Below are 21,222 nucleotides of genomic sequence, written 5' to 3' on the forward strand. Positions count from 1 at the left end.
GATGACGCGGCGAATGGATCGGCGACAGTACGCCCAGGTGTACGGCCCGACGACCGGCGATCGCGTCCGCCTGGGCGACACGACGCTCGTGCTGGAGGTCGAGCGGGACCTCACGGTGTACGGCGACGAGTGCGTCTTCGGCGGCGGCAAGGTCCTGCGCGACGGCATGGGCCAGGCGGCCGGCGCGCCGCCGGACGAGGTGCTCGACCTCGTGGTGACGAACGCGCTCGTGCTCGACCACGGCGGCGTCTTCAAGGCCGACGTGGGCGTCCGGGGCGGCCGGATCTGGGCCATCGGCAAGGCGGGCAACCCCGACGCGATGGCGGGGGTGACGCCGGGGATGACCATCGGCCCGGGCACCGAGTGCATCGCCGGCGAGGGGCTCATCCTCACCGCCGGCGGCATCGACACGCACATCCACTTCGTCTCGCCGCAGCAGGCGTACGAGGCGATCGCGAGCGGCGTCACGACCCTGCTCGGCGGCGGCACCGGTCCGGCGACGGGAACGAACGCCACGACGTGCACGCCGGGCGCCCGCCACGTCGGCCTCATGCTCCAGGCCACGGACGCGCTCCCCGTCAACATCGGGCTCCTCGGCAAGGGCAACGCCGCGTCGCCCGAGGGGCTCGCGGAGCAGATCCGCGCCGGGGCCGTGGGCCTGAAGCTGCACGAGGACTGGGGGACCACCCCGGCCGCCATCGACACCTGTCTGCGCGTCGCCGACGCGCTCGACGTGCAGGTCGCCATCCACACCGACACCCTCAACGAGTCCGGCTGCGCCGAGCACTCGATCGCGGCGTTCGCGGGCCGCACGATCCACACCTTCCACACCGAGGGCGCGGGCGGCGGCCACGCGCCGGACATCATCCGCGTCTGCGGCGAGCCGAACGTCCTCCCCTCCTCCACGAACCCGACCCGGCCGTACACGGTGAACACCGTCGACGAGCACCTCGACATGCTCATGGTCTGCCACCACCTCGACCCCACGCTCCCCGAGGATCTCGCCTTCGCGGAGAGCCGGATCCGGGGCGAGACGATCGCGGCCGAGGACGTCCTGCACGACCTCGGGGCGATCTCGATGATGAGCTCGGACTCGCAGGCGATGGGCCGGGTGGGCGAGGTCGTCACCCGCACCTGGCAGACCGCCGACAAGCTGCGCCGGCAGCGCGGCCGGCTGGCGGAGGAGCGCGGCGACAACGACAACCTCCGCATCCGCCGCTACGTCGCGAAGTACACCATCAACCCCGCCATCGCGCACGGCCTCGCGGAAGAGGTCGGCTCGGTCGAGCCCGGGAAGCTCGCGGACCTGGTCCTGTGGCGGCCCGCGTTCTTCGGCGCGAAGCCCGAGCTGGTGCTCAAGGGAGGGCTCATCGCCTGGGCCCAGATGGGCGACCCGAACGCCTCGATCCCGACTCCGCAGCCGGTCCTCGCGCGCCCGATGTTCGGCGCGCTGGGGCGCGCGCTCGGGGCGACGAGCGTGGCGTTCGTGTCGCGGGCGGCGCTTCAGGCGGGCGAGGTGCAAGGCCTCGGGCTCGCGAAGCGGCTCGTCGCCGTGCACGGCTGCCGCGCCCTCGGCAAGAAGGACATGAAGCTCAACGACGCGCTGCCGCGGATGGAGGTAGATCCGGAGACGTACGAGGTGCGCGCGGACGGCGTGCTCCTCCGCTGCGAGCCTGCCGCCCGCCTCCCGCTCGCCCAGCGCTACTTCCTCTTCTGATGACCCCCTGGCTCTCCTGGCAGCTCGCCGACTCGGCGTTCCCCACCGGCGGCTTCGCCCACTCCGGCGGGCTCGAGGCGGCCGTGCAGCTCGGGCGCTGCGCCGGCGTCGCGGGGCTCGACGCCTTCGTGGTCGAGTCGCTCTGGCAGGCGGGCTCGCTCGCGGTCCCCTTCGTCGTCGCGGCGCTGCGCGCGCCGGAGCGGCTCGCCGAGCTCGACGCCCGCTGCGACGCCGCCATTCCCGGGCACGTCGCCAACCGCGCGAGCCGCGCGCAGGGGCGTGCGCTGCTCCGGGCCGCGGTCTCCCTCGGGCCCGCCGCGCGGGAGCTCGAGGAGGAGGTGCGGCACGCCGGCCTCGCGGGGCACCTCGCCCCGGTGTCGGGGGTGGTCCTCGGCCGCCTCGGCGCGTCCGAGGAGGAGGCCGCGCGGCTGCACCTGTTCCTCGCGGCGCGGGGGATCGTCTCCGCCGGCGTGCGGCTCGGCCTCTGCGGTCCGCTCGAGGCCCAGGCCGCCCTCGTCCGCGCCGGCGCGGTCGCGGACGCGGTCCTCGCCGCGACGGCCGGTCGGCCACCCGAGGAGGCCGCGGCGGCCTCGCCGCTCCTCGAGCTCCTGCAGTCCCACCAGGACCGCCTCTACTCGAGGCTCTTCCAGAGCTGACCATGAACGCGCTCTCGCTCCACTCCGGTCACGATCACGCCCCCGGGCCCGGCTCGTTCCGGGACCGCGGCGCCCCTCACGCGCGCGGCGACCTCCGGCGGCGCGCCTTCACGGTCGGAGTGGGAGGTCCGGTCGGGAGCGGGAAGACCGCGCTCGTCCTCGCGCTCTGCCGCGCGCTGCGCCACTCACGCTCCCTCGCGGTCGTGACGAACGACATCTTCACCCGCGAGGACGCCGAGTTCCTGGTCCGGAACCAGGCGCTGCCCGCCGAGCGCATCCGCGCCGTCGAGACCGGAGGGTGCCCGCACGCGGCCATCCGCGAGGACGTGACCGCGAACCTGCTCGCGCTCGAGGAGCTCACCCTGGCGCACGACCCCGAGATCCTGTTCTGCGAGTCGGGGGGCGACAACCTCGCCGCGCACTTCAGCCGCGAGCTCGCCGACTACACCATCTACGTCATCGACGTCGCGGGCGGGGACAAGGTGCCGCGCAAGGGCGGCCCCGGCATCACGCAGGCCGATCTCCTCGTGGTGAACAAGACGGATCTCGCCGAGGCGGTCGGCGCCGACCTCGGCCTCATGGCCCGCGACGCCGCGCGGATGCGCGGCGACGGCCCGGTGGTCTTCGCGCAGGTCACCCGGGGCGTGGGCGTCGCGGAGATCGCCGAGCACGTCCTCCACGCATACCGGCACGCGATCGGCGGATGATCTCGCCGGGGACCGCGCTGGCTGCGCCCCGCCCCTGCTCGCCAGCACGTGATCGTTCCCCGCTCGCGCGTCAGTACACCCCCGCCTCCCGGTACAGCGTCCGGAACTGAACGGCGCCCGAGGCCTCGAAGTCGCCCAGCAGCTTCAGGAACACCATGCCGGTGGTGAGCGCGTCGTAGAAGGCGTGGTGCGCCGGGTAGCGCGGCAGCCCCATCTCGATGACGATGTCCTCGAGGGCGGCGTCGGTCGAGGCCTGGCTCGCAGGCGACGTCCGCCGGCGCCACCAGCCGTACAGGAGGCGCGTGTCGAGCGCGGGGTTCTTGATCGATCGCTCCTTCCGCGACGCGAGCGCCGCGTTCAGGAAGCCGAGATCGACCGCCGTGAAGTGGCCGATCACGACGCTGTCGCCGATGAAGGCGAGCAGGCGGTCGAGCGCGTCGAGGAGCGGCATGCCGCGGCTGACCTCGTCGGGGCCGAGGCCGTGGATGAGGATGACCTCCTTCGGCGAGACCGCCTCGGTCGGCTTGAACACCTGGTAGAAGCGCTCGCTCATCACGATCCGGCCGTTGCGGATCCGCACCGCGCCGATGGAGAGGATCTCGTCCTTGGCGGGGTCGAGCCCGGTCATCTCGCAGTCGAGCACCGTGAACGTCATCGTCCGGATCGGCTGCGTCCACTCCTCCGCGCCGAGCGTCTTGCGCCGCGCGTAGCGGACCTCCGCGGCCGCGCCGGTGGCCTTGCGCCGGACGAGCCGGAGGAGCGCCGCGATCCCGGTGGTTCGGCTCATTGCGCTCCCTTTCACGCCTGGCGCAGGAACTTCCTGCGCGCGCTCGCCTGGGCACGTCCGATGAGCCCGAAGGTCTCCTCGAGGAACCGCTGCTCGAGGGTGGAGATCTCGTGCGTGCTGATGAGGTTGTCGGCCGGCACGCCCCCGCTCCCGAGCGCCGCCACCTGCCGGGCGAGCCGCAGCTGCATGAGGAAGGAGTACGCGTGCTTCATGTCGAGGCAGACCCGCGCGTCCACCTCGCCCTGCTGCGAGAGCTTCCGCAGCCGCTCGAGCGTGCTCGTCGCGCCGATGCCGTTCCAGAGGCCCTGCAGCCGCGTCAGCTCGCAGATGCGCGCGATGGGCTGCTTGATGTCGAACACGTCCTCCCGGCTCCCGCGCGTCTCCACCGAGATCCGCCCGAAGAGGCCGACGGGCAGCTCCTTGTCCACCACCGCCTGCGCGAGGAGGTTGAAGAACATCCCGGGCCTTGGCGCGAGCAGCTGGGTCACGTGGCCGCGGAGCTCCTCGGCGAGCGCGAGGTCTCCGTGCACCTCCCGGAAGTCGAAGAAGATGCTGGAGTTGAGCACCGCCTCCGGCTCCGGGACCCTCACCCACTTGCGGAAGTACTCCTTCCAGACGGACAGCGGCTGGCACCACTCCCGGTTGCTCGCCATCACCTCCCCGTCGCAGTACTCGACCCCGACCTCCTTCAGCCAGGTGCAGACGCGCTCGCCGAGCCGCGGGAAGTACTCCGCCGCCTCCGCCTCGCGCCCGGGGACGTCGGCGAACACCAGGGCGTTGTCCTGGTCGGTCACGAGGGTCTGCTCTCGCCGCCCCTCGCTGCCGAGGGCGAGGAACACGAACGGCGCGGGGGGCGGGCCCATCTCGGCGAGCGCCAGGTCGAGCACGCGCCTCACCGTGGCGTCGGACACGGCGCTGATGAGCCAGGTGAGGCTGTCCACCCGCGCCCCCTCGAGCATGAGCGCGCGGACCAGCCGGGGCAGGCGCGCCCGCTTCTCGGCGAGGTCCTTGCGGAGCCGGGTCTGCGCGATGTCCCGCAGGTACTCGAGCGGAGAGCTCCCGTGCGCGACGAGCAGATCGTCGTCCGCGAGCAGCCCGACGATCTCCCCACCCTCTCCGGCGACCGGCAGCGAGCGAACGCCGGAGCGCACCATCACCTCCATCGCCGCGGCGAGCGGCAACCCGGCCGCCATCGCCTCGCCGGCGGGGGTCATGACCTCCGAGACGGGCCGCGCCGCGTCGAGGCCGCTCGCCAGCGCCCGCGTGACGAGGTCCCGCTCGCTCACGAGCCCCACGAGCGCGCCGCCCGCGTCGCGCACGAGCAGCGTGTGGCAGCGCCGCACGGCCATCCGCTGCGCGACCTCCCGCACCGACTCCTCTCGCGAGCACCAGGCCACCTCCCGATCGCAGATCTCCCCGACCGTGCGGCTGAAGCCGACGGAGTCCGGATCGGGCGAGGTGAGGAGCCACTTCTGGCGCAGCCGCGCCCCCACGCGCTCGAGCATGCGGGGCCCGAGGCTCTCGGCGAAGAAGTCGTGGAACTCGCGGTGCCTCGCGCACGCCTCGAGGAACAGCGCCCCCGGCACCGCGTAGAGGAACGTGTCCTCCACCGCACGCACCGTGAACAGGGCGATCCCGCCGTTCGTCAGGACGCACGCGCCGCCGTAGGTCTGGCCGAGGCCGGCGGCGCGCCCCTGGGAGCCGGGCGCGGCCGCGTCGTCGAGGAGCTCGAGCGAGCCCTTCATGACGACGTAGACGTCGGTCACCGCCGACTGCCCCTGGGCGAACAGCGTGCTCCCCCTCGGGTGGTACTCGATGGAGAGCGCGTCGCTGATGCGCTCGAGGTCGGCGTCCGGGAGGAAGTCGAACGGCGTGACCGAGCGCAAGAACTGGAACGCCGGGCTTCCCGTCACGAAGTGGAGGAGGCGATCGAGCATCGGCGGTCCCCGGCGCCCGTGAACGAATCGGCTCCCCGATTCCTTCGAGCTCTGCCTGCCCCCGTCCTTCGTGGCGTGCGTGGCCTGCGACGATCTGTCGAGCGCCCGCGATTATCCCAGCCCACGACGCGCCTCCACAACCCCTCGTTGATCCGCCTTCGCGGGTCGGCCAGAATCCCGCCACCGCCGGTCCCGGAGCACTCTTGACCCTGAAGCTCAAGCTGCAGCTGGCCATCTCCGTCGCGGTGCTGGTCACCGCGGGTGTCCTCGCGGGCTACGCCGTCGGGAGCATCCGCTCGCGGGCCGCTGAGGACATCGCGCGCATCCGGGCCGAGAAGACCGCGCAGGTGAAGCAGGACCTCACCGACAAGGTGAACACCGTCTACGCGCTCATCGACGCGCAGTACCGGGAGGCCGCGGACGAGCGCTACCTCGAGCAGAAGTACGGGCAGCGGCTCGAGGCGATCCTCGACGTCGCGGGCGCGACCCTCCGCGAGCACCTCGCGCGGGCGCGCCGGGGCGAGGTGTCGGTCGCGCGCGCGCAGGCGGACGCGCTCGAGACGCTCCGCGCGATGCGGTTCGACGGCGGCAAGGGGTACCTGTGGATCAACACCGTCGGCCGGCCCTACCCGACGATGCTCATGCACCCGCTCGTCCCGAGGCTCGAGGGGACGGTCCTCGACGCGCCCGAGTTCGACTGCGCGGGCGACGACGACCGTAACCTGTTCCAGCTCGCCGTCGAGCTCACCGCCGCGCGCGGGGCGGGCTTCATCCGCTACAGCTGGCCCGAGCCGGACGGGAACGCGCTCCTGCCGCGCATGCCCAAGTTCTCCTATGTCCGCCTGTTCAAGGAGTGGGGCTGGGTGGTGGGGACCGGCATCTACGTGGACGAGGCGGTGCGGGAGAAGCTCGCCGAGATCACCTCGGGCATCCGCAAGATCCGCTACGGCTCGGAGTACTTCTGGATCAGCACCGCCGAGACGCCGGTCCCGCGCATGGTGATGCATCCGATCCGGCCCGAGCTCGACGGCCGGACGATGGACGCGAAGGAGTTCGAGCTCGCGGTGAACGGCCGCGCCCAGAACCTGTTCTCGGCGTTCCGGGACATCTCCTGGAAGACCGGCGAGGGCTTCGTGGAGTACTCCTGGCCGAAGCCGACGGCGGAGGGGACCCCGGGCGCCGCGGCGCCGAAGCTCTCGTTCGTGAAGCGCTACCGGCCGCTCGACTGGATCATCGGCACGGGCCGGTACGTGGACGACATCGAGGTCGCCATCGCCGAGAAGACCGCGGCCGCCGAGGCGCAGGTCGGCGCCCTCGTCCGGCGCATCATGCTGGCGTCGCTCGTGGTGGTGATCCTGGCGGTGGCCGGGGTGAGCTTCCTCGCCGCCACCCTCACGCGGCCCCTCGCCACGCTGGTCGGCCTGTCCCGGGACATCGCGGACGACGAGAAGCACCTGTCGCGCCGCATCGGCCTGCGCTCGAAGGACGAGATCGGTCAGCTCGCCACCGAGTTCGATCACATGGCCGAGCGGGTCGAGGCGAGCTTCCGCAACGTCCGCGAGCAGCGCGAGCTGCTCCAGAGCGTCCTGTCGAACGTCCCGCACTCCATCTACTGGAAGGACCGGCGCTCCGTTTACCTCGGGTGCAACGACCGCTTCGCGCAGCGGTTCGGCCTCCCCTCCGCCGAGGCGATCGTCGGGAAGACCGACGCGCAGCTCGGCTGGAGCGACGAGCAGCGCGCGCGCCTCCTGGAGCGGGACCGGGGCGTCATGGACGCCGGAGCGCCGCTGCTCGACGCGCGCGAGACCCTGCGCGACGCGTCGGGCGGGGACATCGACTGCCTGGCGAGCCGGGTGCCGCTGCGCGACCAGGCCGGGAACCTCATCGGCGTGCTCGGCGTGTTCGTCGCGCTCCCGCCGGAGGCGCCCGCGCGCTGAGCGTCCCCGCGCGCTCAGCGGGCGCTCACCCGCCGGCGAGCCGGTAGAACGCCCCGAGGATCGCGCCGAACACCGCGTGCGCCGCGAGCGCACCGAGCGGCGTCCGGACCCCGTAGTTGAGCGCGAGGAAGCCGGGCGGCTCGAGCTGCCGCGTCACCGTGGGGCCGTGCGTCTCGCTCGCCATCCTGGGGTGCAGGCCGGGCAGGATCCGCATGCCGGCGGTGAGGACGAAGGCGGCGTGCACGACGCCGATGGCCGCGCCGAGCCACCAGGTGGCCCGGCCCCAGGCCTCGAAGGCGGCCACGTACAGGAGCGAGAAGAGCCAGCCGTTCACGAGGTGGACGGCGAACCCGAGGAGCTTCGCGCGATCGCGGCTCGGGGTGAACATGGTGCCGAGCATGTAGGGGAGGTTCATGCGCGTGAGGCGCAGCCCCTGGGTGCCCGCCAGGATCGTCGTGAGCACGATCGTCGCGACGAAGCCCCACAACAGCCAGCTCCCGACGCTCATGCGTCCGCCTCCTCGAGCGCCGCGCGCGGCGGGACCGCGTGCGTGAGCGGCGCCTCGCCCCGGAGCCGCTGCTCGAGCGAGAGCGCCGCGTTGATGAGCCCCACGTGCGTGAACGCCTGGGGGAAGTTGCCGAGCGCCTCGCCCGTCCCGGGGTCGAGCTCCTCCGCGAAGAGCCCCACGTCGTTCGAGAGCCGGCAGAGCCGCTCGAAGGTCTCGCGCGCCTCCGCTGCGCTGCCCGCGCCGAGCGCCAGCACCTCGGCGCCCCAGAAGCTGCAGATCCCGAACGCGCCCTCGCCGGGAGAGTCGCCGCTCCGGTAGCGGTAGAGGAGGCCGTCGCGCGCGCCGAGCCGCTCCCGGATCCGCGCGAACGTCGCGCGCATGCGCGCCGAGCGCGCGTCCTCGAACCCGTACCAGGCGAGGAGCAGCAGCGCCGCGTCGAGCTCCTCCCCGCCGAGCCGTGCGGTGTAGCTCCCGAGCCGCGCGTTCCAGGCGTGCTCCTCCACGTCGCGCCTGATGGCGGCGCGGTTCCGCTCGAACAGCTCGACCGGCGCGCTGCAGAGGTGCCCCTTCGCGTGCAGCTCGAGGAGCCGGTCGAGCGCGGTCCAGCACAGCACGCGCGAGTGGGTGTTGTGCCCCTTCCCGGAGCGCGGCTCCCAGATCCCCTCGTCGGCGCCCTGCCAGCTCCGGCACACCTCGTCCCCGAGCGCGCAGAGCATCCGCTGCGTCTCCCGGTCGAGCGTCCCGCCGCTCCGGACGAAGTGGGTCACCGCGTCGATCACCTCGCCGTAGACGTCGAGCTGGAGCTGATCCGCGGCGCCGTTCCCGACCCGCACCGGTCGCGACCCGCGGTGGCCCGCGAGGTGCTCGAGCGTGCGCTCGCGCGGGGGCGCGTTGCCGTGCACGTCGTAGAGGACCCGCAGCTCGGGCTGGGTGAGCCGCGTCGAGTGGAGGAGCCAGCTCACGAAGGCGTCGGCCTCGTCGCGGAAGCCGAGCCCGAAGAGCGCGCGCACGGTGAGCGCCGCGTCGCGCAGCCAGCAGAAGCGGTAGTCCCAGTTGAGATCGCCGCCCACGCGCTCGGGGAGCGACGTCGTCGCCGCCGCGACGACCGCGCCCGACGGCGCGTACACGAGGAGCTTCAGCGCGAGCGCGCTCCGCACCACCGCGTCGCGCCCGGGCCCGTCGTAGCGGAGCTGCCCGACCCAGGCGCGCCACCAGCGGACGGTGCGCGCGAGCGCCTCGCGCGTGGGCGCTCCGAGCGGCGGCAGGATCGCGGGCCACTCGTCGGCGTAGGAGAGCGACAGGTGCCGCGTCTCGCCGGCCTGCAGGACCGCTCTCCCGGTCGCACGCCCGGCGGGCTCGATCGCGAGCGGGAGATCCGCGCGGAGCGTGAGGAGGCCCGCCCGTGTCTCGGCCCGGAGGCCGAGCCCGCCGGCGTCGCGCAGCCGCGGCCGCACGCGGCCGTAGTCGGGCCGTGGCTCGAAGACGGTCTCGAGCTCCACCGTCCCGCGCTCGCACGTGGCCATCCGCACGAGCTCGTGGTCCGGGAGGAGCAGCCGCCGCTGCTCCTCCTGCGAGGCGACCGGCATGAAGTCCGTCACCGCCAGCGCGCCCGTCGCCGTGATGAACCGCGTCACGAGGACGTTCGTCTCCGGGAGGTAGTGGCGCTCCGAGCGGAACGGCGCGGCCGGGGCGAGCGTCCAGCGCCCGGCGGCGTCGTCGACGAGCGCGGCGAAGATCGAAGGGCTGTCGAATCGCGGCCAGCACAGCCAGTCGACCGTGCCGCCGCGCGACACGAGCGCGGCCGCCCGGCCGTTCCCCACGACCGCGTGATCGCCGATCCGCTCCACCGCCTCGCCCTCCTCCGGAGAGACGCACGGCGCCGGGGTCGGGTGACGCGCGAGCGAGCCCGGTCCAGGCGAGCTTGAGCACGCGGCCCCGGACCGGCACGCCGTCGGCTGCGCAGCACGGCGTCGCGCCCCCCATTGAGCCCTAGTCCGTCTCGCTCTCCCAGGCCGCCGAGTCCGCGAGCATGAGCTCGAGCCAGGCCTCGAGCCCCGGGGCCGGCGTCGTGACGACGGTCGGATCCTCGAGCGTGGGGTGCGCCTCTCCCGCGGTGAAGAAGTACTTCGCGTTCGAGGTCGCCGGATCCATGACGCTCGTGCCGATCAGGCGGAGCTCCGCCTCGAAGCGGTCCGCGGGCATCGGCGTGAACGCCGGGCTCGGCAGGAGCGTGAACGTCCCGAAGAAGCCCCGGATGGTGAGGTCCTGGAGGTGCGAGAGGAGCGCGATGCGGTCCCCCGGGTAGCGCTCGGCGAGCTCGCGCAGGCCCTGCGACAGGTCCGTCCGGCACCCCGGGCAGAAGCCGTCGAGCGACGCGCCCATGCCCCAGCGCGCGTACCAGGTGTCGCGCGTGCTCGCGGGGATCGCGTCGCCGGCGAGGGGCGGGCCGGAGTCGTCCACGAGATAACCCTTGGCGTGCGGCCAGTAGCGTCGAGCGGCGGAGTAGCTCGACAGCGAGCCGAAGCCGCCCGCCGAGGAGCCGGACACGACGAGCTTCGCGGGGCTCGGGAACGTGGCCCCGAGCCGCTTCAGGAACGCGAGCACGTTCGCGTGCCCGACGTGGTGCCACGTGACCGAGGGCCGGCCTTGGATGGGTGAGGCGTACGTCGCGACCGCGTCGCCGCTGTGAACGTCGCCCGTGCAGTACGGCACGAACACGATCGTCGCGTCGCGCAGGGCGGCCGGGAGGTTCTCCCGTCTCACCCACGAGCGCGGGTACTTCGCGTAGATGTCGCGCGCGAACTCGTCCGGCCCGAACGGACCGCTGCTCGCGGTCTTGGGCACGAGCTCCGGCGCACCCCCGCAGGTGAAGAAGTCCCAGCACGCGCCGCCGCCCTGGAGGAACACGACGAGGTCGGTGCTCGCCGGCGAGCCCCAGCTCAGCGCGAGTCCGGTCGTGCTCGTCCCGAACTGGTACTCCCCCGACGGCTGCAGCACCGCGTCGGTGCAGAACGCGTCCTCGAACGGGATCCAGGTCCACCCCGCGGCCCCCGCGATCGCAGCGCCCTCGGTGCGCGAGATCGGCGCGCCCAGCGGCGGCGGCGTGGCGTCGCCGCCCGGAGCCGGGTCGTTTCCGCCTCCGCAGGCAGCCGCGGTGAGGAGCGCGACGGCGAGGAGGCGGCGCACGGCGTCCGGGATCCGCATGCGCTGCATCGTACCTCCGCGCTCGGGAGCGAGCAGCGCTCGCGTGCGCGGCGAAGGCGCGAGCGGCCCCCGAGCGCGCTATCTTCCGCGGCCGTGGAGCCCTTCACCGTCGCGCTGACCCCGTCAGGTCATCTCGTCCTGCGCCCGGGCGAGCCGGTGGACGCCCTGGGCGAGGCCGTCGCCCGCCGCATCCGGGCCGCGCTCGAGCGGGGCCACGGCCCCGGCCTCCTCCACCTCGGCGCCCGCGAGGCGCGCACCGCGCTGCCGCCGGCGCTCGCGTTCTGGCGCGACTTCGCGCGCGCGTTCGTCGCCGCGCTCTGCGCCGTCCCGGACCTCGAGGAGCGGCGGGAGGACGCCGATCCGGAGCCGAGCCCGGGCGAGCTCGAGCAGCTCGCCGCGTCCGCGCCTCCGCTGCTCGGGGGCGAGTACCTCTCCCCCGCCGTGCTGCGCTCGCTCTGGGCGGACACGCTCGCCGCCTGGCGCGAGGAGATCGCCCGCGCGGCGGGGACGGTGCAGGCCTGGCTCGCGGAGCGTGACCCGGCCTGGAGCGTCGTCGGCCGCGTGCACCTGCACCTCGCCGAGAACCGCCAGGACCCCGAGCGTCCCTTCGCGTTCCTCGCGACGTACACGACCGGCCTCGCCCCGAGCGGCAGGCCCCGTCACCGCCGCCTCGGCGACGCCGTCCGCGAGGCGTCCTCCGCCGCCGACCGGCGCCGTCTCCTCGCGCTGCTCCAGCCCGTCCACCGCGCGTCCGAGCGGAGCCCGCTCGTGAAGGCCCTCGCCGACTCCGGCGCGCTCTTCCAGCCCCTCGCCTGGACCCCCGCCGAGGCGCACCTCTTCCTGCGCGAGGTGCCCGCCCTGGAGGAGAGCGGCGTCCTCGTGCGCGTCCCTGCGTGGTGGAGCGGACGGCACGCGCCGCGGCCTCGCGTGACGATGCGCGTCGGCGAGACGAAGCCCGCCGCGCTGGGGCTCGACGCCCTCCTCGACTTCGACGTCCGCCTGACGCTCGGAGAGGCCGAGCTCACGGAGGCGGAGCTGCGCGCGCTGCGGGCCGCCGGCAGCGGGCTCGTCCTGTTCAAGGGGCGCTGGGTCGAGATCGATCGCGAGCAGCTCGACCTGGTCCTAAAGCGCTTCCAGGACGCGCAGCGGACCGCGGCCGAGGGCGTCTCCTTCGTGGAGGCGATGCGCCTCGTGGCCGGCGCCGAGCTCGGCGCGGAGGTGGTCCTCCTCGACCCGAACCGGCAGTGGACGGGGGTCCGCGCGGGCACGTGGCTCGAGGAGACGCTCGCGTCGCTCCGGGGCGCCCGCGGCACCGAGGAGGCCGACCCCGGCGCCGCGCTCCACGCCACGCTCCGCCCCTACCAGCGCGAGGGCGTCCGCTGGCTCTGGACGCTCGCGCGGCTCGGCCTCGGCGGTTGCCTCGCCGACGACATGGGGCTCGGCAAGACCGTCCAGATCCTGGCGCTGCTCCTGCTCCTGAAGCGGCGCCGCCTCCTCGAAGGGCCCCACCTCCTCGTCGTGCCCGCGTCGCTGCTCGCGAACTGGAAGGCGGAGGCCGAGCGGTTCGCCCCGTCGCTCCGGGTGCTCGTCGCGCATCCCTCCGCCACGCCGCGCGAGACGCTCGCCGCCCTCGACGCCGACGCCCTCGCCGCGCACGACCTCGTGGTCGTGACGTACGGCGCGGTCGCCCGTCTGCCGTGGGCGACGCAGGCCGACTTCGGCCTCGCGGTGCTCGACGAGGCGCAGGCGGTGAAGAACCCGGCGGCGCGGCAGTCGCGCGCCGTGAAGGCGATCCGCGCGCGCGTCCGCTTCGCCCTGACCGGCACGCCCGTCGAGAACCGCCCGGGCGACCTGTGGTCCATCTTCGACTTCGTGAACCCGGGGCTCCTCGGCTCGGCGAAGGAGTTCGCGGCGTTCCTGAAGCGCACCGCGTCGGCCGCCGCCGCGCCCCCGCCCCCGCCTCCGGCGCCGGCCCTGGACGGCGCCGCGCAGCCCTCGCCGTACGCCGCGGTCAGGGCCCTCGTCCGCCCGTACCTCCTGCGCCGCCTCAAGACGGACCGCGCGGTCATCGCCGACCTGCCCGCCAAGACGGAGGTGAAGGCCTTCTGCGCCCTCTCGCGGGCGCAGGCCGCGCTCTACGCCGAGTCGGTCGAGGCGCTCGCGCGCGAGCTCGCGGCCGTGTCCTCCGGCGACAGGGCGCGCCGGCGCGGCGTCGTCCTCGCGTACCTCCTCAGGCTGAAGCAGATCTGCAATCACCCCTCGCAGTGGCTCGGGGACGGCGAGTACGCCCCCGGAGCGAGCGGGAAGTTCGCGCGGCTCGCCGAGATCGCGGAGACCGTCGCTTCTCGCCAGGAGAAGGCGCTCGTCTTCACGCAGTTCCGCGAGATGACCGCTCCGCTCGCGCGCTTCCTCGCGAGCGCCTTCGGGCGCCCCGGGCTCGTGCTGCACGGGCAGACGCCCGTGAAGGACCGCGCGGCGCTCGTGCGGCGGTTCCAGGAGGACGAGACCGTCTCGTTCTTCGTCCTCTCGCTCAAGGCCGGCGGCACGGGCCTGAACCTCACGGCGGCCTCGCACGTCGTCCACTTCGACAGGTGGTGGAACCCCGCCGTCGAGACCCAGGCGACCGACCGCGCGTTCCGCATCGGCCAGAGGAAGGCCGTGCTCGTGCACAAGCTCGTCTGCCGGGGCACGATCGAGGAGCGCATCGACGCGATGCTCGAGGACAAGCGGAGGCTCTCGCAGGAGCTCCTCGAGGGGACGGACGAGATCCGCCTGACGGAGCTCGACGACCGGGAGCTCCTCCGCCTCGTGTCGCTCGATCTGCGCAGCGCGGAGTTCTGATCGTGAGGGGAGCCGCCCCGGGCTGCGCCCCCCGCCCCGGCGGACTCGCCTCGCGCGCCGGTCGCCGCTTAAGATCGCACGGTGGCGTTCGAGGACGGCGATCGGTTCCCCGAGTACGTGACGGCGGCCGAGCGCCGGCTGCGCGCCGAGCTCGCGCGCAAGCGCCTCGTGCGCAAGGGCATCGTGCCGCAGCCCGTCGCCATCGAGGGGCGCGACCTCGCCACCACGTTCTGGGGCAGGGCCTGGTGCGACCAGCTCGAGTCTCTCGCCGATCTCGCGACGCGCCTGCCGCGCGGCCGCGCCTACGCGCGGAACGGCTCGGTCGTGCACCTCGCGATCTCGCGCGGGCTCGTCAGCGCGTTCGTGAGCGGCACCGAGCTCTACGAGGCCGAGGTGCGGATCCGCCCGCTGTCGCCGGCGCGCTGGCGCGCCGTGAGGCGGGCCTGCGCGGGCCGCATCGCCACGGTCGTGGAGCTCCTCTCCGGGCGGCTCTCCTCCGCCGTGATGGAGGTGCTGTGCGACCGCGAGCGCGGGCTGTTCCCGACGAGCGCAGAGCTCGACCTGCGCTGCTCGTGTCCCGACGAGGCCCGGCTCTGCAAGCACCTCGCGGCCGTGCTCTACGGCGTCGGCGCGCGCCTCGACCAGGCCCCGGAGCTGCTCTTCACGCTGCGCGGCGTGGAGATGGCCGAGCTCGTCGAGGAAGCCGGCGCCGCCGGGACGGTCGCGTCCGAGGCGCCGCCCGGCGCCGCGCTCGTCGCGGACGATCGGCTGGCGGAGATCTTCGGCATCGAGCTCGAGCTCTCCCGGCCCGCGCGCCCCCGCGGGCGAGGCGCGAGGCCCGCGGCGCCGGCCCCGCGGCGCCGGCGTGCGAGGGGCTCGCGGCGAGGCCGGTGAGGCGGGCACGGCGGGAGCGTCACCCTCCCCCCGCCCGCCACAGGGCCCAGACTGCGGTCCACCCCATCGCGAGGAGCACGACGAAGGCCGCCCCCGACGTGAGGCTCAGGCGCGACATCGTCCCGCGCCCGAAGCGGAGTCCCCACCCGACCCCGACCGCCTGCAGGCCGTTCGCGAGGTGGTACGCCGTCCCGAGCACCCCGAGCACGTACACGATGAGTGTCGGCAGGTGGAACCGCATCTGGTGAGCCAGGTGCTCGAACGGCTCGGGCCCGCCCTCGAGGAGGCGCGGCCGGATGAGCGCGAGCCACAGGTGAGCTCCCAGGAACAGGAGGAGGCCCAGCGCCGAGAGCCGGTGCAGGCCATGCCGCAGGCTCGCGAACCGGCCCACGTGGCGCGGCACGCGCGTCCGCGGGAGCCGCGCGAGGCCCCAGCCCGAGTGGAGCAGGAGCGGCACGAGCACGACCGCGAGCGTCACCGCCTGCGTTGCCGGGCTCGAGTGCTCGGTGACCGCGCGCTCCCACGCCGCCCCCCCGCGCAGCGCGGCGAGGTTGTCCCACAGGTGGTTCACGGTCCAGACGCCCACCGGCAGGAGCCCGAGGAGCGACGCGAGCTTCGAGCCCAGGAACGTGCCCGCCACGACGCCGGCGCGAACCGGACGCGCGCCGGCAGCGGACCGCTGCCCGTGCCGCTCGCCGGCTCCGACCGGCCGCTCCGCCTCGATCGTGCTCGCCATGCCGTGTCCACGCGCGAGCGGCCCCGGAGGTTACGGCCGCCCGCGGCGCTCGCGCGGCCCCGCCCGCGTCACCTTCCTCCGTGTACGCGCCCGCGGCCCTCGCGGCGCGCTCGCCGGAGGTCGAGCACGCGGACGCGTCGGTCCCGCGACCCGGGGCTCTCATCCCGCACGGCCTCGAGGCCGGTCGGATCGGGGGCTCGGCCGGGGCCCCACGTAACCTTCGCGCCTCCTCGCTCGTGAGGTGGCGCAAGGAGGCAGGATGAGGATCTTCATCACGGGTTCCACGGGAGTCATCGGCCGGCGGGTGGTCCCCGCGCTGCTCGCGGCCGGCCACGAGGTCACCGCGGTGGCGCGGGCGCCGGAGGCGCGCGAGCGGCTCGTCCGCGCCGGGGCCAACGCCATCGCGCTCGATCTGCTCGACCCAGCCGCCGTTCGGCGCGCCGTCGCGGGCCACGAGATCGTCGTGAACCTCGCGACGCACATCCCGTCGCCGGGGCGGATGCTCCTGCCCTTCGCGTGGCGCGAGAACGACCGCCTCCGCCGCGAGGCCTCCGCGAACCTCTGCGAGGCGGCGCTCGCCGGCGGGGCGTCTCGCTTCGTCCAGGAGTCCTTCGCGCTCGTCTACGAGGACGCCGGGGACGCGTGGGTGGCCGAACGCTCCCGCATCCGGCCGGTCCGCTACAACCGCTCGGTCCTGGACGCCGAGCGCGCCGCGGCCCGCTTCGCGAGCCATGGGGGAGCGGGCGTGGTGCTCCGCTTCGCCGCGTTCTACGGCCCGGACGCCTCCCACCTGCGGCCGCTCCTGGCCGCGGCGCGGCGGGGCTTCGCCGCCCTGCCGGGCGCCGGCGACGCCTTCATCTCGTCGATCTCCCACGACGACGCGGCGTCGGCGGTCGTGGCGGCGCTGAGGGTCCCCCCCGGCGTCTACGACGTCGCCGACGACGAGCCCGTCCGCCGCCGCGAGTACTTCGACCTGCTCGCGGCCGCCCTGGGCGTCCCGCCGCCGCGCCTGCTTCCGCCCTGGGTGAAGCTCGTCTCCGGCTCGCTCGGCGAGCTCCTGGCGCGCTCGCTCAGGATCTCCAACTGGAAGCTGCGCGAGGCCGCGGGGTGGGCGCCCCGTTATCCCAGCGTGCGCGAGGGCTGGGCGGCGACGATCGGCGCGCTCAGCGAGCAGCCGGCTGCGCCGGCGGAGCTGGAGGCAGCGCCGTGAGCTTGCGCGGCGCGGCGATGGCGTGGATGCGCGCGATGCGGCCCTCGGCGTCGAGATCGACGCGCAGCACGATGCGGGGCGCGACCCGCGGCCCGCCCGCCGGCAGGTCCACGACGAGCGCGGGGAGGCCGTTGAGCCGGACCCAGGTCGCTCTCCGCTCGCCGCCGCCTCGCGGCGTGACCCCGACGAAGAACCGCGCGACGTTGCGCGCGCCCTCGAGCACCCGCGGCGCCGCCAGGTACTCGCCGCCACCGTCCGAGACGGCGCGCGCGTCCGCGGCGAGGAGCGCCTCCGCCCGGGCCAGGTCGCCCGCAAGGATCGCCCCGACGAACGCCTCCAGCGCCGCCCGCGTGCGCGCCTCCAGCGCCGGAGACGCGGGCAGGCGCGCCGCGTCGTAGCCCTCCATCGCGCGCCGCGCGCGGAGGTGCGCGACCTTCACCGCCCCCTCCGTGGTGGAGAGCACCGCCGCCGCCTCGCGCACCGAGTGGCCGAGCACGTCGCGGAGGAGGAGCACCGCGCGCTGCAGCGGCGTCAGCCGCTCGAGCGCGACGAGGAACGCGTAGGAGGCCGACTCCGCGGCGTCGTAGCGCGCGTCCGGCGTCGGCTCCAGGTCCGGCGTGTCCGTCGGGACCGGGGCGGGCAGCCACTGGCCCGTGTACCCGCGGACGCGGCGGCGGCGCAGGTGATCGATCGCGAGCCGGACGGCGACCCGCGCGAGCCAGGGCCGCAGCGGCTCGCCCGACCGATCGGGGCGCGCCGTGAGCGCGCGCGTGAACGTCTCCTGGACGAGGTCGTCCGCGTCCGCCGCGACCCCGGTCATGCGGTAGCAGATGCCCCACACCGCACGCCGGTGCCCGTCGAGCGCCTGTCCGAGCGCGCGGTTCTTCGGTTCGAGAGCTGGGGCCTTCGCAGCCATGGTGGTCATGGGGGGCGATCACGCCCGACGGTGGCAGAAGGTAACGAGGCCATCGCCGCGCGCAGCGCGCAATGGGGCGGCGGGCGGGCGGAGTCCACCTCGTTGGCAGCCCGGCGCCTCCGGCCGGTGGGCCCGGAAGGGTCTCGCCGGATTCCGCCGCGGGTGGCGCGAGGGACCCAACCTTCCTGGTCCATGCCCATGGCGCGCGTGTGTGCCACTACACCTGATCGCGCAGGCGCGCCTGCAGAGAGAGGACCAGAGCCCATGATCCGTCCGGACATCCTCCAGCAGTTCCCGCAGCTCTTCGGGACCCAGCGCGTGAACGGCCGCGAGATCGACGTCGAGCAGACGATCGCGACGCTGACCCGCGAGCTGCGCCCCGCGATCGCCGCCGCCCTCACCGCGCGCCGGGCCCTCCTGCAGGACCCTGCGCCGGCCCGCACGAAGTACGCGTGGCCGCGCTGGGACGAGACGTTCGAGGATCCGGTGAGCGGCAAGGCCTGGACGTACCGCGAGATCGTCCAGGGCCTCGTGGACAACTTCCTCGGCCGCGAGAGCGAGCGGCACTGGCGCCTCAACGACGAGGTGCCCATCCCCGACCACGTCCACCCGACGAAGAACCCGGGGCTCGAGCTCACCGGGCCGTGGCACCCGCTCGACATGGCGTTCAACGCGCTCAACTCGCCGGCGCCGATGAACATGCCGGACTTCGAGGACGCGTCGCCGCCGCACTTCCAGCCCGACGGCACCCCCACGAACCAGCCGGTGGGCGTCTTCGCCGCGATGGCGAACGCGAAGGAGATCCACGAGGGCCGCTGGACCGGCCGCCCGTACGAGGTGGTGAAGAAGGGCAAGAAGCGCGCGTACCAGATCACGAAGCCGCCGGCGCAGTGGCCGACGCGGCTCGCCCGGCCGCCGAGCCTGCACCTGCGCTACGACCACGTCCTCGTGGACGGCGAGCCGGCGCCCGGGCTCGTGGTCATCACGACGCTGTGGGCCCTCAACAACTACGACGCCCTCACCCGCGCCGGCAGCGGCGTCTACTACTACATCCCGAAGCTCCAGACGCCGCGCGAGGCGCTCATCGTCGAGCGGCTGCTCTCGCGCCTGGAGGGGCTCATCGGCGTCCCCGCGGGCACGCTCAAGGTGAAGATGCTGTACGAGGAGGGGAACGCGGGCCGCTACCTCCCCGGCATCGCGTGGGTGCTGCGCCGCCGGCTGCTCGGCATGAACGTCGGCCGCTGGGACTACCTCGGCAGCATGATCGAGCTCTGGAAGGACGATCCCGCCGGGATCTTCCCGGACCCGCAGAGCATCGGGATGGCGACGCCGATCATGATCGCCTACCAGCGCTACGCCGCGCTCATGATGCTCATGGCCGGAATGAAGGGCGGCGCGCTCACGAACGCGGCGCCCATCGGCGGGATGGCCGCCGTCATGATCTACCAGGGCGGCGATCCGTACGGGCGCTCCCGCTACAACCCGGTGGCGCTGCGCGCCATCACGATCGACAAGCTCCGCGAGCGCATCCTGGGCCTCATGTTCATGCCCGAGGCGCCGCTCGCGGCGGACGCGCAGCCGACGCTCGCCGACATCCTCGCCGGCAAGGTGAAGGGCACGCTCCACGACGCCTTCCGGCAGAGCTGGGTGGCGAGCCCGGAGGCGGAGTACGTCGCCGCGGGCAACGGCCCGCTCCGCGCCGAGCTGTCCGGCCTCCAGGCGCTCGTCGAGGCGAAGCTCGAGACCATCGACGTGAAGGGGAAGGCGGTGCCGACGGTGGCGAGCGGCCTCGACGCGGCCGAGCGGCAGCTCTTCCAGTCGCGCGGGCTCCTCGACGCGCAGGGCAGGATCACGCCGTCGATCGTCCGCAAGGAGCAGCTCGACGCGCCGGAGAAGATCTTCTCGGCCGAGCGCTGGGAGGCGATCTACGCGCCGCCCAGGGGCGACGTGACGATCGAGCACGTGCAGCACTCGTTCTACATGGCCGCGAACTACGGCTTCCAGATCCTGAACGGCAACTTCGCCGCGGCCATCGACGACTACGAGCTCCGGCAGCGGTTCATGAACGACCTCGCCACGTACCGGATCTACGTGTCGTGGCTGTGGACGCTGGTCCAGCACCAGGCGCCGATCACGAAGGACGGCCACCTGCAGCGGCAGACCCTCACCGAGGACGGCGTCGTCATCGGCGCGAACGCGGAGCCGATCAAGGCCGGGACGCGCTTCACCCGCGACCTGTTCCAGAAGGTCTGGGACTACCACTTCGAGTGGACGCGGGAGTTCTTCGCGGAGCAGGACCGTCGGGGCGACCCGCCGCGCTTCGACCGCTCCAAGGCCGACGTGATCATGGAGCTCCTGAAGCGCCAGCTCCTCTCGCCCCGCTACGTCCAGCACAGCGCGCGCGTGCTGTTCGTGGTCGGGCAGGCGAACGCGCGGGAGCGCGGGCAGATCCTGGACGCGATCTTCGACCTCGAGCGCCCGGAGATCGTCGAGGGCGTCCGCACGGGCGCGCTCGCTCCGGCCGCGCTCTCGTCGCACGACTACGTGCACGACGTCTTCGGAGGGGACTCCGCGTCGCAGCCGGCCGGTCCGGCGCGGAGCTGAGCGGCCGCGCGGGGCGCCCCGCGGGACGCGACGTCACGGGGCGCGGGTGGCGCCGGCGAGGTGCGCTCTCCGCGCACCTCCGCTCCCTTGATGCCCGTCAATCGAGCCGCTAGCGTGGGACCTCCACTGGAGGTCACTCATGCGCCTGCGCCTGCCGTCCGTCGCCCTCGCCACGATCCTCGCGGTCTCGCTCGCGGCCTGCGGCGGGTCGGACTCCGGCTCGGCGCCGGTCCAGCCTCAGTACCAGCCGCAGATCACGAACGTCGCCGACAGCTTCGGCTTCCAGCTCACGGGCGTGGCGAACGGCGACGGGACGCTCTCGTACACGTGGCACAACACCGGCACGATTGCCTCCGTCGACCGCTCGAGCGCCATCAGCGCCGGCAGCGTGACGCTCACGCTGCGTGACGCCGCCGGCGCGCAGGTCTACCAGGGCGCGCTCGACGGCGCGACCGGCTCGGTGTCGACCGTGGCCGGCGCCGCGGGCGACTGGACCATCGTCGTGGACTTCACGCACACCACCGGGACGATCAACTTCCGGGCGCAGAAGCAGTAGCGGCTCGCCCCG

16 protein-coding genes are annotated in these 21,222 nt (G+C 74.0%); 9 read left to right on the plus strand and 7 right to left on the minus strand.

The window, feature by feature from the left end; translation table 11 throughout:
* The first annotated feature begins 1 nt into the window (after nt 1).
* From ureC to ureG, 3 genes are read left to right on the plus strand one after another with little or no spacing between them, the layout of a single operon-like run.
* Nucleotides 2-1,717: an urease subunit alpha gene (gene ureC, locus MNY60_RS01610; protein ID WP_242359906.1), complete on the plus strand. Its 1,716-nt coding sequence runs from the start codon at nt 2-4 to the stop codon at nt 1,715-1,717.
* Nucleotides 1,717-2,373, plus strand: coding sequence for an urease accessory protein UreF (locus MNY60_RS01615; RefSeq protein ID WP_242333214.1), 657 nt, complete (start codon nt 1,717-1,719; stop codon nt 2,371-2,373). The genes ureC and MNY60_RS01615 overlap by 1 nt, the downstream gene beginning before the upstream one ends.
* Before the next feature lie 2 nt (nt 2,374-2,375).
* Nucleotides 2,376-3,080: an urease accessory protein UreG gene (ureG, locus tag MNY60_RS01620; RefSeq protein WP_242352051.1), complete on the plus strand. Its 705-nt coding sequence runs from the start codon at nt 2,376-2,378 to the stop codon at nt 3,078-3,080.
* Between the two features lie 70 nt (nt 3,081-3,150).
* Here the strand turns inward: ureG and MNY60_RS01625 are convergent, their stop codons facing one another.
* Nucleotides 3,151-3,867, minus strand: coding sequence for a PolC-type DNA polymerase III (locus MNY60_RS01625; protein WP_242352050.1), 717 nt, complete (start codon nt 3,865-3,867; stop codon nt 3,151-3,153).
* Nucleotides 3,868-3,878: 11 nt separating this feature from the next.
* A complete protein-coding gene (locus MNY60_RS01630; RefSeq protein ID WP_242352049.1) occupies nt 3,879-5,804 on the minus strand; it encodes a DUF294 nucleotidyltransferase-like domain-containing protein in 1,926 nt (641 codons plus the stop codon).
* A 203-nt stretch (nt 5,805-6,007) separates the two neighbouring features.
* Between MNY60_RS01630 and MNY60_RS01635 the strand changes: the two genes are divergently transcribed.
* Complete coding sequence (locus MNY60_RS01635) at nt 6,008-7,741, plus strand: cache domain-containing protein (RefSeq protein ID WP_242352048.1); 1,734 nt, start codon at nt 6,008-6,010, stop codon at nt 7,739-7,741.
* 25 nt (nt 7,742-7,766) lie between these two features.
* On the opposite strand, the gene MNY60_RS01640 is transcribed toward MNY60_RS01635, so the two are convergent.
* The 3 genes from MNY60_RS01640 to MNY60_RS01650 all read right to left on the minus strand — a co-directional run bounded on the left by MNY60_RS01640 (nt 7,767) and on the right by MNY60_RS01650 (nt 11,453).
* Nucleotides 7,767-8,249, minus strand: a complete 483-nt coding sequence (locus tag MNY60_RS01640; protein ID WP_242333204.1) for a hypothetical protein — start codon at nt 8,247-8,249, stop codon at nt 7,767-7,769.
* Nucleotides 8,246-10,096 carry a glycoside hydrolase family 15 protein gene (locus MNY60_RS01645; protein WP_242359907.1) on the minus strand — a complete coding sequence of 617 codons (1,851 nt, stop codon included), beginning with the start codon at nt 10,094-10,096 and terminating at the stop codon, nt 8,246-8,248. The genes MNY60_RS01640 and MNY60_RS01645 overlap by 4 nt, the downstream gene beginning before the upstream one ends.
* A gap of 142 nt (nt 10,097-10,238) precedes the next feature.
* The gene (locus tag MNY60_RS01650) at nt 10,239-11,453 is read right to left on the minus strand and encodes a pectin acetylesterase-family hydrolase (RefSeq protein ID WP_242359908.1); all 1,215 of its coding nucleotides are present in this window, start codon (nt 11,451-11,453) and stop codon (nt 10,239-10,241) included.
* A 93-nt stretch (nt 11,454-11,546) separates the two neighbouring features.
* Between MNY60_RS01650 and MNY60_RS01655 the strand changes: the two genes are divergently transcribed.
* Both MNY60_RS01655 and MNY60_RS24110 read left to right on the plus strand, forming a co-directional pair.
* Nucleotides 11,547-14,294, plus strand: coding sequence for a DEAD/DEAH box helicase (locus MNY60_RS01655; RefSeq protein WP_242359909.1), 2,748 nt, complete (start codon nt 11,547-11,549; stop codon nt 14,292-14,294).
* An 81-nt stretch (nt 14,295-14,375) separates the two neighbouring features.
* Entirely contained in the window at nt 14,376-15,188 is an 813-nt protein-coding gene (locus tag MNY60_RS24110; RefSeq protein ID WP_242352044.1) for an SWIM zinc finger family protein, read from the plus strand.
* A gap of 19 nt (nt 15,189-15,207) precedes the next feature.
* Here MNY60_RS24110 and MNY60_RS01665 read toward each other — a convergent pair whose 3' ends face one another.
* Complete coding sequence (locus MNY60_RS01665) at nt 15,208-15,924, minus strand: succinate dehydrogenase (RefSeq protein ID WP_242359910.1); 717 nt, start codon at nt 15,922-15,924, stop codon at nt 15,208-15,210.
* 259 nt (nt 15,925-16,183) lie between these two features.
* Between MNY60_RS01665 and MNY60_RS01670 the strand changes: the two genes are divergently transcribed.
* On the plus strand, nt 16,184-17,134 hold the full coding sequence (locus tag MNY60_RS01670; protein WP_242333192.1) for an NAD(P)-dependent oxidoreductase: 951 nt from the start codon (nt 16,184-16,186) through the stop codon (nt 17,132-17,134).
* Here the strand turns inward: MNY60_RS01670 and MNY60_RS01675 are convergent.
* On the minus strand, nt 17,088-18,050 hold the full coding sequence (locus MNY60_RS01675; RefSeq protein ID WP_242333190.1) for a sigma-70 family RNA polymerase sigma factor: 963 nt from the start codon (nt 18,048-18,050) through the stop codon (nt 17,088-17,090). The two genes, MNY60_RS01670 and MNY60_RS01675, sit on opposite strands and share 47 nt — an antisense overlap.
* A gap of 264 nt (nt 18,051-18,314) precedes the next feature.
* Between MNY60_RS01675 and MNY60_RS01680 the strand changes: the two genes are divergently transcribed.
* Both MNY60_RS01680 and MNY60_RS01685 read left to right on the plus strand, forming a co-directional pair.
* Complete coding sequence (locus tag MNY60_RS01680) at nt 18,315-20,654, plus strand: malate synthase (RefSeq protein WP_242359911.1); 2,340 nt, start codon at nt 18,315-18,317, stop codon at nt 20,652-20,654.
* Between the two features lie 139 nt (nt 20,655-20,793).
* Nucleotides 20,794-21,210 (plus strand): hypothetical protein, encoded by a 417-nt coding sequence (locus MNY60_RS01685; protein WP_242352039.1) that lies wholly within the window; start codon nt 20,794-20,796, stop codon nt 21,208-21,210.
* Nucleotides 21,211-21,222 lie beyond the last annotated feature (12 nt).

This window comes from Anaeromyxobacter sp. SG17, from assembly GCF_022690695.1.
Taxonomy (GTDB): Bacteria; Myxococcota; Myxococcia; order Myxococcales; family Anaeromyxobacteraceae; genus Anaeromyxobacter; species Anaeromyxobacter soli.